The following is a 10,736-nucleotide window of genomic DNA, read 5'->3' as shown; positions in this document are numbered from 1 at the left end:
GTCAGCCGGCGGGCTTGAGGTCGTAGAAGAAGACCACGTTCGGGTAGGCCGGGTTGTCGGCGTAGCCCTGGACCGTGGCCGACAGCGCGCGCTGGTAGGTCTGCACGTACGGCACGGCCACCGCGGCCTCGTCCTGGATGATCTTCTTCTGGAGGTCGGCGTACGCCTGGTCCGCGGCGAGCGCGTCCGTGGCCGAGAGCTGCGGCAGCGCGTCGACGGCCTTGTCGATCTGCGCGTTCTTCAGGTACGACAGGTTGAACTGCGGCTGGTCGGCGCTCTTGAACACGTTGAGGAACCACGAGTACGCGTCGGGGTAGTCCGGGTACCAGTACATGACGAACAGGTCCTGGCCCTTCTTCTTGCCGAGGTCCCACTGGGCGTTCCAGGCCATCGGCTTGGCCTGGAGGGTGACGTTGAGCCGCTTGAGCGTCGAGCTGAGCAGCGTGACCAGCAGCTTCTGGTCCTCGTCGCCCTGCGCGTAGGTCATCGTCAGCTTGAGCTCCTCCAGGTCGGGCCCGTAGCCGGCCGCGTTGAGCAGCTCCTGCGCACGGGCCAGGTCCTGCTTGGGCTCCATGCCGTTGACGTGGCCGAGCAGCCCGTCCGGCACCAGGCCCGACGCCTTGGTGCCCGCGCCCTTGAGGGCGGCGACCAGGCCGTCGTAGTCGATCGCGAGCTGGAGCGCCTGCCGGACCTTGACGTCCTTGGTCGGGCCGGTCGCGGTGTTGAAGAGCACGAGCAGGTTCTGGAAGGACGGCTTCTGCGAGGACTGCACACCCTCGGTCATGCCGGCCCGCGCGAACAGCTGCGGGTTGAGCCGCGGGACGAAGCTCACCTCGCCCTTCTGCAGGAGCTGCCAGGCCGTGGTGATCTCCGGGGTGACGCGGAAGGCCACCTTCTTGTACTGCTCCGGCTTCCAGCCGCCCCAGTAGCCCTCGAACGCCTTGAGCGTGAGCTCGGTCTCCTTGCCCTTCTGCCAGGTGTCGATGGTGTACGGGCCGGTGCCGGCGTCCGTCCTGCCGTCCTTGAGCCGGTCGGCGGCGGCCGTGTCGTAGATGTAGGCGGCGTAGCCGGAGGAGGCCACGAGGTCGAGCGGGGCCGCGTACTTCAGGGTGAACTTCAGCGTCGAGGCGTCGACCGCGTCGATCGTCTTGACCGCGCCCCAGATGTACGCCGCACCGGAGTTGATCTTCATGGTGCGCTCGATGGCCTTCTTGGCCGCCTCGGCGTCGAGGGGCGCGCCGGTGTGGAACTTCACGCCCTGCCGCAGCTTGAAGGTCCACTCCTTGCCGCCGGCCGCCGACGTCCACTCCGTGGCCAGGCGCGGCACCGGCTTGCGCGCGTCGGCGTCGTACCGGGTGAGGCCCTCGTAGATGTTCGACATGGCGATGATCTCGTTGGAGTACGAGCTGGCCGGGTCCCAGTCGGTGACCACGTCGAGGTTGGGGGCGTAGACGAACGTGGCGTCGTTGGTCTGCCCGACCGGCCGGCCGGTGCTCGGGCCGCTGCTCGCGCCCGTGCTCGTGGCCGGCTCGGGCGTGCGGCCTGCGCCGCGCACCTGTCCGCCCGCGCACGCGGACGCGGTCATGGCGACGACTCCGGCTACTCCGGCGACGAGCAGACGCTTGTGCCAGCGCATGGTGGGGGAATCCTTTCGGTTACGTCACCGGGCGAGAGGTCCGGCGGCTTTCACGTGTACGCGCACGGCGGGCTCGGAGAGGTAGCTCAGGGGCACCTCCAGCAGGTCCACGATCTCGACCCGCGAGGAGTCCGCGCCCGCGGCGACGGCGCGCGCGGCCGCCTCCTCCTTGACTCTTTCGATCGCTTTCGATCGGCTTTCGCCCGCAGGCAAGATCGTATCCACTCTGCCGCTCGCCAGCGCGATCGCGGCACCCACGGCGTTGGCCACCTCGGCGTGGCGGGGCCGCAGCACGCCGCTCACCCCGGCGACGCGCGGCGGCAGCAGGAACGCGCCGCCCCCCACCGCCACCAGCGGCCGGTCGGCCCGCCCGAGCGACATCCGGTCCACGGCGTCGGCCACCATCGCGTCGGCGACCGCCACGGCTCTTTCCAGGCTGTCCCCTCGCACCCTGCCGTCCAGCCTGGCGCGCCAGTCGTCCGCTCCCGGCGGGGTACGGCCGGCGGCCACCGCCGCGTCGGTCATGGTGACCGTGGAGCCGCCGAAGACCAGCGCCTCCTCGGTGATGCGGTATCCCACCGAGTCGGGCCCGACCTCCTGGCCCCGGATCACGGTCCCGCCGCCCAGCGCGATGGCCAGGATGTCCGGCATGCGGAAGTTGGTGAGCACCCCGCCGATCTCCACGGCCGCCGCCGACTCCCTCGGGAACCCGCCGGTCAGCACGCCGAGGTCCGTGGAGGTCCCGCCTACGTCGGCCACGACCGCCTCGGCCACGCCCGACAGGAACGCGGCGCCGCGCAGCGAGTTGGCCGGGCCGGAGCCGATGGTCGACACCGGCAGCCGCGCCGCGTGCTCCGTGGTCATCAGCGTGCCGTCGTTCTGCGCGAGGTACGGCGTGGCGGTCAGCCCGCGCTCGGCCAGGGCCCCGGCCAGCGCGCCGGTGACGTGCCCGGCCACGCCGTACAGGGCGGCGTTGAGCACGGTCGCGTTCTCGCGCTCCAGCAGGCCCAGCGAGCCGATCTCGTGGCTGACCGAAACGGGCAGCCCGTACTCGGCCGCCACCAGCTCCGCGACCGCCCGCTCGTGGTCGGCCGTGGCCGGGCTGAACACGCCCGTCACCGCCACCGCGTCCACCGTGGCCCCGCCCTGCCGGAGCCCGTCGAGGAACCGGCGGATCGCGTCGCGGTCGAGCGGGCCGATCTCGCGGCCGTCCACGTAGTGACCGCCGGGCAGCACGGCCTCGCCGGCGGAGACGGCGGCGCGCAGGGCGGCGGGCCAGTCGGACAGCGGTGGCACGGACGTCGTGGCGGGCGCGCCCAGCCGCACCACCGCCACGCGGCCGAGACCGCGGCGCTCCAGGATGGCGTTCGTGGCGTGTGTGGTCCCCAGCATGACGCGGGTCACGCGGCCCTCCGCGTGGTGGTCCAGCTCGGCCAGGACCGCGCCGAGCGCCGCCCGCAGGCCGCTCGTCACGTCGGGCGTGGTCGGCCGCTTGGCCTTGGCGATCACCTGGTCGGCGGCGTCGAGCACCACCGCGTCGGTGTTCGTCCCGCCGACGTCGATCCCGACGCGCAGGGCTCCCCCGTCAGTCACGCGGCCCCTCCTTCACCGGCTCCTCCGCCGGGTCCTTCGCCAGGTCCTTCGCCAGGTCCTTCGCCAGGTCCTTCGCCAGGTCCTTCGCCAGGTCCTTCGCCAGGTCCTTCGCCAGGTCCTTCGCCAGGTCTTCGACCGGGAGGTAGTCGAGGTCGTAGCCGAAGGCCCGGGGACCGGCCGTCTCCAGGCCCCTCGGGGTGCGCCAGAGCGGGTCGCACGGCCAGGCCAGCACCGTGACGCGCTGGCCGTACCGGAGCGACTCGGTCTGGATGGCGGCGGCCGTCTCGGTGTCGACCACCGTGATGAGGTCGGGCACCATGGCCATGATCCGGCCGCCGGCCATGGCGACGAGGTTCTCGTTCTGCAGCTCCAAGGTCAAGGCCCGGCCGCGGTCGGCTCCGGTGCCCTCGACCGTCGCCGTGCCCCGCACGAACCCGCCCGTGGTGCGCCGCTCCACGTCCGCCAGCTTGCCGGTGATCAGCTCGTACGCCCCCAGCTCGCTCCGCAGCGCCGCCAGCGGGTCGCCCGTCCCCTCGGTGGCCCGGCCGACGGCCAGGGCCCGCGTGACCGTGCCCTCGATGACGGCGCCCCGCGCCCCCTCGGCGGTGAGCACGTAGTCGGCCATGAGCGCGTGCGACCCGGCCGCCACGCACACCGCGCGGGCCAGCCGCTCGGACCACAGGCCGTCCACCGGCCTGATCGTGACGACGTTGCCCACGATGTCCGCCATGATCACCAGGTCGGCCGGCAGCCCCGCCACGTACATGGAGACCATCTGCACCTCGGGGAACGCCCGGCCCATGCCGTCGGCGTCCAGCAGCGGCAGGCCGAGCTGCGCCGCCCAGGCGACGGGCGCGACCCCGTTGGCCCCGCCGATCTCCGACGACATGACCGCGGACGGCGGCCGGCCGAAGATCCGCTCGATCTCCTGGGCGATCCGCCGGGGCTCGTCCTCGCCGTGGATCATCTCGTGGCTGACCGTGGGCGCGCCGATGCCGGACAGCGGCACCACCAGGGCGTCATCGGGTAAGTCCGCCAGCCCGACGAGCGGCACGTCGCCGTACTCCTGGATCGCCCGCCGCGCCGCCAGTGCCCCCGTGCGCACGTCTCCGCCGCCACCGGTGCCGAGCACGGCGCAGCCGCGGGCGAGAGCCGGGACGTCAGTCAGTTGAATCTTCATGAGGCGTCAAAACCAAGCACATGGCACCACGTTGCCGCCAGTCCGAAACGCCCTGTACGCGGGGATAGGTCAGATTTCGTCGAGGTGCGAGACATTCGCGCGGTCGGCGTCGTCCGTGCTGGGCACGCCCGCGAACCAGGCCTCCAGGATCTCGTCGAGCACCACCTCCGAGGTCAGGCGCAGGCTGAGGGCCAGCACGTTCGCGTCGTTCCACCTGCGGGCACCGTCCGCGGTGTACGCGTCGGCGCACAGCGCCGCCCGCACGCCCGGCACCTTGTTGGCCGCGATGGACGCGCCCGTGCCGGTCCAGCAGCACACCACGGCCTGGTCGGCGCGGCCCTCGCCGACGTCGCGCGCCGCCGCCTCCGACGCCCACGCCCAGTCGTCGCGCCCGCCCGGGTCGAGTGCCCCGTGCACGATCACCTCGTGCCCGCGCCCGCGCAGCTCCTCCACCACCCGCTCCGCCACGCCGTCCAGGCTGTCGGCCGCCACCGAGATCCGCATGCCCCAGGTCTACCACCGGAGGCCCGTTTGATTCGGCTCGCCGCTGATCCGCGGGAAATCGTCGGTGCCTGCCTCTAGGGTGCTGGACGACGACCGGCGCGCCCTGGCGGCCCGCGCGGTCCCGGGGGACGGCCCGTTCCTGCACAATTGACCGGCGGGACCATCGAAAGGCAGGCAAGTGCTCTCTATTCACCAGCGGATCGCGGCTGAGCTCGGCGTGCGCGACGGGCAGGTGCTCGCGGCCGTCGAGCTGCTCGACGGCGGCGCCACGGTGCCGTTCATCGCCCGATACCGCAAGGAGGTCACCGGCGCCCTCGACGACGCGCAGCTGCGCACCCTGGAGGAGCGGCTGCGCTACCTGCGCGAGCTGGAGGAGCGGCGGACGGCCATCCTGGAGTCCGTCGAGTCCCAGGGCAAGCTCGACGACGAGCTGCGCGCCCAGATCATGGCGGCCGAGACCAAGGCCCGGCTGGAGGACATCTACCTCCCGTACAAGCCCAAGCGGCGCACCAAGGCGCAGATCGCCCGCGAGCTGGGCCTGGAGCCGCTGGCCGACCGGCTGCTCGCCGACCCGTCGCTCGACCCGGCGGCCGAGGCCGAGGGGTTCGTCACGGAGGGCGTGGCCGACGCCGGTGCGGCGCTGGAGGGCGCGCGGGCCATCCTGATCGAGCGCTTCGCCGAGGACGCCGACCTCATCGGGTCCCTGCGCGAGCAGCTCTGGACCCGCGGCCGGCTGGTGTCCAAGGTCCGCGAGGGCAAGGAGGAGGCGGGGGCCAAGTTCTCCGACTACTTCGAGTTCGGCGAGCCGCTCACCAAGCTGCCCTCCCACCGCATCCTGGCGATGTTCCGGGGCGAGAAGGAGGAGGTGCTCAGCGTCACGCTGGAGCCTGACGACAGCCCTGACTACGAGGGCCGCATCGCCACCCGCTTCGGCGTCTCCGACCAGGGCCGGCCCGCCGACCGCTGGCTGAACGAGACCGTCCGCTGGGCCTGGCGCACCCGCATCCTCGTCCACCTCGGCCTCGACCTGCGGATGCGGCTCTGGCAGGCCGCCGAGGACGAGGCGGTCCGGGTGTTCGCCGCCAACCTGCGCGACCTGCTGCTCGCCGCCCCCGCCGGCACGCGCACCACGATGGGCCTCGACCCGGGCCTGCGCACCGGCGTCAAGGTGGCCGTGGTCGACGCCACCGGCAAGGTCGTCGAGACCGCCACCATCTACCCGCACGAGCCCAAGCGGCAGTGGGACCAGTCGCTCGCGGTGCTCGGCGCGCTGGTGCAGCGGCACGGCGTCGAGCTGATCGCCATCGGCAACGGCACGGCCTCCCGCGAGACCGACAAGCTGGCCGGCGAGCTGGTCAAGCACATGCCGTCGGTCACCAAGATCGTGGTGTCGGAGGCCGGCGCGTCGGTCTACTCGGCCTCCGCCTACGCCTCGCAGGAGCTGCCCGACCTCGACGTCTCGCTGCGCGGCGCCGTGTCGATCGCCCGCCGCCTCCAGGACCCGCTGGCCGAGCTGGTCAAGATCGACCCGAAGTCGATCGGCGTCGGCCAGTACCAGCACGACCTGGCCGAGACCAAGCTGTCCCGCTCGCTCGACGCGGTGGTCGAGGACTGCGTCAACGCCGTGGGCGTCGACGTCAACACCGCCTCCGCGCCGCTGCTCACCCGCGTGTCCGGCATCGGGTCCACGCTGGCCGAGAGCATCGTGCGCCACCGCGACACCAACGGCCCGTTCCGCTCCCGCACGGCGCTGAAGGACGTCGCCCGCCTCGGGCCCAAGGCGTTCGAGCAGTGCGCGGGCTTCCTGCGGATCCCCGGCGGCGACGACCCGCTCGACGCCTCCAGCGTCCACCCCGAGGCCTACCCCGTGGTGCGGCGCATCCTCGGCTCGGTCCAGACCGACCTCAAGTCGCTGATCGGCAACACCGCGGCGCTGCGCTCCATCAAGCCGCAGGAGTTCACCGACGACACGTTCGGCCTGCCGACGGTCACCGACATCCTGCGCGAGCTGGAGAAGCCCGGCCGTGACCCGCGACCGGCCTTCAAGACCGCCACGTTCAAGGAGGGCGTCGAGAAGATCTCCGACCTCCAGCCGGGGATGATCCTGGAAGGCGTGGTCACCAACGTGGCGGCGTTCGGCGCGTTCGTCGACGTCGGCGTCCACCAGGACGGCCTGGTCCACGTCTCTGCCATGTCCCGCACGTTCGTCAAGGACCCGCGCGACGTGGTCAAGCCGGGCGACATCGTCCGGGTCAAGGTGCTGGAGGTGGACATCCCGCGCAAGCGCATCTCCCTCACGCTCCGGCTGGAGGACGAGACGACCGCCTCCGGCGGCGAGTCCCGCGGCCCTCGTGGCCGCGGCGAGGGGGCTCGCGGTGACGGCGCCCGTGGTCAGGGCGCCGGTGGTCAGGGCGCCGGTGGTGAGGGCGGTGGCCGGGGTGCCGGCGGTCGCGGCGGGAACGGCCGGAACGGCGGCCGTGGCGCGGGCGGCCGTGACGGCGCCGGCGCGCAGGGCCGTGACGGCGGCCAGGGCCGTGACGGCGGCCAGGGTCGTGACGGCGGCCAGGGTCGTGACGGGCGTGATGGCGGCGCTCGGGGCCGCGACGGTGGCCAGCGTGGCCGCGGCGGCCAGCGCCAGGACCGCCCCGCCCCCTCGGGTGCCATGGCCGAGGCCCTCCGCAAGGCCGGCCTCTCGGGCGACAACCGCTGATGTACGGGCGGGGGCAGGTCCGACCACCCCCGCCCGGCCCCAGCCCCGGGGTGGGTCGGACCGCCCCCGGCCGTACGTCCCGACGGGCGACCACCGCTGACGTACGGCCGCGCGGGTCCGACCCCCTTCCGGCCCCAGCCCCGGGATGGGTCCGACCATCCCCGGCCGTACGTCCGTACGAGCGGGCGGCCGAGACCGTCGCGCGGCGCTGGCGGACCTCGGGCGGCGCTCGGCCTGGCAGTGGGCCTGCCCCGCGTCGGCCATGGAGATCCGTGGACTACGGTCGGAGGGTGAGCACTCCAGCGTTTACGACGGCGGTCACCCAGGCGCGTGATCTGCTCAGGTGGCGTTCTCCCCTGCGTACCGAGCTGTGGGCGTCACGGCTCATGGGCGGGCTGGACCCCGCTGACGCGCGCGAGCTCGTGCGGGAGCTGGTGGAGGCCGGCACTCCGGAGGCCCGCCTCGCGCTGGCCGCCCTCGCCGCCGTCGCGACCCCCGACACCGTGGACCCGCAGGCGGACGCCGCGCCCGGCGAGACGCCCCTCGCCGATCTGTACGCCGCGCACGGCGCCGAGGCCAGGGACGCGTTGCCCGGCTGGGTGGCGCGAATGGGGCAGGTCGAGTGCGACGGAGCCTGGTACGGCAAGGCGGATCGCCACGGCCTGCAGACGCTCGCCGCCCTGTCCTTCCGCTACCGCCCCGGCAAGGAGCCGCACCTGCTCGTCGTCGCCGTCGACCAGGTCAACGGCGGCCTGGCGGTGGACGCGCTGGTGGAGGAGCCCAAGTTCCTCGACGACCTGAGCCTCCAACCGGCCGAGCCCCGCGCCGTGGCCGGGCGGGTCCTGGACGCGGTGGAGCTCACGGACCGCGTCATGGGGGCGGCGGTCGCCGACACGTTCCCGGGCATGCGGCCGTTCGCGCTGGCCCGCGCCCGCTCTGTCCCCGATCCGGTACGGCCGGCTCCCGACGACACGCTCTCCCGCTTCCACGACCTGCCGCCCGTGCCGGGAGCCGAGGAGGCGTTCGCGAAGCTGGTGGAGTTCATCGGGGATCGTCCCCTGTGGTGGAGTCCGGGGAGAGTGTCGCAGTTCCTCGCGTCGTGGCTGCCCCGGGAGGCGATCCTGTCGCCTGACGCGATCGCCGCCATGCCGGACGTGGTGCGCGCCTGGAGCCGCTTCGCCGGCGCGGATCCGGAGGTCCTGCGCCAGGTGGACGCCGACGCCCCTCGTCTGGCGGCGCTGATGGCCGACGAGTCCCTGGCGGGACTGGGCAAGCGCCTGGCCCTGAGCCGTCTGCGTGATGGGGACGAGGGCTGACCCCCGCCCTGTAGTCCGGTCCCGCGCGTTCGTCGGCCTGATCCCCGTCCCCTCCCCTGGGGCAGGCGTGGGAGCGGTGCTGGACGGAGTGGCGGGCGTGGGCGGCTATGCTGCGCAGTGACGTGTACGCCGCCCCCCCGGGGCGTGATGAGGGAGATCCGCGCGATGTACAAGGAGTTCGCTGCCGAGGCCGTGGTCTGGGTGGTGCCGATCGTGGTGCTGATCGGCCTGGCCCTGCTCGTCACCTCCTGACGGCCAGGGGCCGAGCCGGGCTCGGACCCCTGGCTTTCCCGCCTGGTCCGCGGACCAGGCCGGCGATGCGGCCGGTCGGCCTCAGCGGTAGTACTCGTAGTGGACGACCGTGCCGGCGCGGGTGTCCCAGCGGATCTCGCCGTCGAGCCACCGGTTCCACATCGACGTCAGCTTGGCGGAGCGCACGGTGCAGCCCGCCCAGCGCTCGCGCTTGGCGCGGATGGTGCCCACGTAGTCGAAGCACGAGCCGACCTTGGTCTTGTTGACCTTGAGCCGGGCGTTGAGCGAGACGTCGTACAGGGTCTTGCGCGAGATGTTGGTGATCTTGACCTTGATGCGGCACGTGTCCTTGCACCTGCCGAAGACGATCTTGTAGCGGATCAGGTGCGCGCCGGCACCCGTGTCCGCGGCCGCGGCCGGGACCGGTGTGGCGGACAAGAGCGCGGTGGACAGCAGCGTGGCGGATAAGAGCGTGGCCGAGAGACGGTTGCGCATGGTGCCCCCAGAGGCGACGAGCCCTCGCTTCCCCCGTCAGAAGCGACCTCAGGCACTTCGATTAACCGTCACGATCTCCACCGGGTCAACGCCTCACGACGCCCACGCCGTCACCGGACTCCCCGGCTGAGCCGACTCACGACGCCCACGCCGTCACCGGACTCCCCCGCCTGAGCCGCTTCAGTGCCTGCCGCTCCAGCTGGCGGACACGCTCGCGGGTCAGCCCCAGGTGGTCCGCGATCGTCCCGTACGTGGCGGCCTCGCTGCCCGCCAGGCCGTACCGCTGCCGGATGACGAACGCCTCACGCGGCGGAAGCGCGGTGACGAGCGCGCGCAGCTCCGCGCTGAGCGCCCGTTGCTCGGTGAGCTCCTGCACCTGCTGGCCGTTCTCGTCGACGATCATGTCGCCGAGGCTGCTCTCGCCGTTCTCGCCGACCGGCAGGTCGAGGCTGACGGTGTCCCGGGCCAGGTGGCGCAGCGTGGTGACCTCGGCCGCCGTGCGCCCGGCGGCCTCGGCCAGCTCGGCGTCGCGCGGCTCGCGGCCCAGCTCGACGGCGAGCCGCCGGTCCAGCCTGGTCAGGCGCGACAGCTCCTCGCCGACGTGCGTGGGCAGCCGGACGGTGCGACCCTTGTCGTGGATGCCGCGCTCGATCGCCTGCCGGATCCACCACATCCCGTACGTCGAGAACTTGTAGCCGCGCCTGTAGTCGAACTTCTCCACGGCCCGCATCAGCCCGAGGTTGCCCTCCTGGATGACGTCGAGGAGGGGCAGCCCGCGCTGGGCGTAACGCCGGGCGGCCGCCACCACGAGCCGCAGGTTGGACCTGATGAGCACGTCCTTGGCGCGCAGCCCCTCGTCCCGGATCTCGCACAGCTCGGCGAGGCTCACCGTCTCGTGCCCGCCTCCCAGGGTGATCAGGTGGCCGGCGTACAGGCCGGCCTCGACGCGCCGCGCGAGCTCGACCTCGTCGGCGGCGGTCAGCAGCGGGATGCCGCCGATCTGCTCCAGGTAGACACCCAAAAGGTCGGGCTCGTGGGCCGGCATGCCAT

The 10,736-nt window shown here is 72.9% G+C and carries 8 protein-coding genes; 2 read left to right on the top strand and 6 right to left on the bottom strand.

What is annotated here, in order from left to right; all coding sequences use genetic code 11:
- Position 1: 1 nt before the first annotated feature.
- The 4 genes from AB0H64_RS29120 to AB0H64_RS29105 all read right to left on the bottom strand — a co-directional run bounded on the left by AB0H64_RS29120 (position 2) and on the right by AB0H64_RS29105 (position 4,913).
- Positions 2 to 1,636, bottom strand: a complete 1,635-nt coding sequence (locus AB0H64_RS29120) for an ABC transporter substrate-binding protein (protein WP_357630787.1) — start codon at positions 1,634 to 1,636, stop codon at positions 2 to 4.
- A gap of 24 nt (positions 1,637 to 1,660) precedes the next feature.
- On the bottom strand, positions 1,661 to 3,229 hold the full coding sequence (locus AB0H64_RS29115; RefSeq protein ID WP_357630785.1) for a hydantoinase/oxoprolinase family protein: 1,569 nt from the start codon (positions 3,227 to 3,229) through the stop codon (positions 1,661 to 1,663).
- Entirely contained in the window at positions 3,222 to 4,409 is a 1,188-nt protein-coding gene (locus AB0H64_RS29110; RefSeq protein ID WP_357630782.1) for a DUF917 domain-containing protein, read from the bottom strand. The genes AB0H64_RS29115 and AB0H64_RS29110 overlap by 8 nt, the downstream gene beginning before the upstream one ends.
- A gap of 69 nt (positions 4,410 to 4,478) precedes the next feature.
- A complete protein-coding gene (locus tag AB0H64_RS29105) occupies positions 4,479 to 4,913 on the bottom strand; it encodes an RpiB/LacA/LacB family sugar-phosphate isomerase (RefSeq protein WP_357630779.1) in 435 nt (144 codons plus the stop codon).
- A gap of 178 nt (positions 4,914 to 5,091) precedes the next feature.
- Here AB0H64_RS29105 and AB0H64_RS29100 point away from each other — a divergent pair, with 178 nt between their 5' ends.
- Complete coding sequence (locus tag AB0H64_RS29100; RefSeq protein WP_357630776.1) at positions 5,092 to 7,623, top strand: Tex family protein; 2,532 nt, start codon at positions 5,092 to 5,094, stop codon at positions 7,621 to 7,623.
- Between the two features lie 290 nt (positions 7,624 to 7,913).
- Positions 7,914 to 8,939 carry a hypothetical protein gene (locus AB0H64_RS29095; RefSeq protein WP_357630773.1) on the top strand — a complete coding sequence of 342 codons (1,026 nt, stop codon included), beginning with the start codon at positions 7,914 to 7,916 and terminating at the stop codon, positions 8,937 to 8,939.
- A gap of 333 nt (positions 8,940 to 9,272) precedes the next feature.
- Here AB0H64_RS29095 and AB0H64_RS29090 read toward each other — a convergent pair whose 3' ends face one another.
- Both AB0H64_RS29090 and AB0H64_RS29085 read right to left on the bottom strand, forming a co-directional pair.
- Positions 9,273 to 9,686: a hypothetical protein gene (locus AB0H64_RS29090; RefSeq protein WP_357630770.1), complete on the bottom strand. Its 414-nt coding sequence runs from the start codon at positions 9,684 to 9,686 to the stop codon at positions 9,273 to 9,275.
- A 136-nt stretch (positions 9,687 to 9,822) separates the two neighbouring features.
- Complete coding sequence (locus AB0H64_RS29085) at positions 9,823 to 10,731, bottom strand: sigma-70 family RNA polymerase sigma factor (RefSeq protein WP_357630767.1); 909 nt, start codon at positions 10,729 to 10,731, stop codon at positions 9,823 to 9,825.
- Positions 10,732 to 10,736: the final 5 nt, after the last annotated feature.

Origin of the sequence: Nonomuraea sp. NPDC050733 (genome assembly GCF_040654215.1) — a bacterium.
In the GTDB taxonomy this organism is placed as follows: Bacteria; Actinomycetota; Actinomycetes; order Streptosporangiales; family Streptosporangiaceae; genus Nonomuraea.
This window is presented reverse-complemented; position numbering and strand designations above follow the sequence as displayed.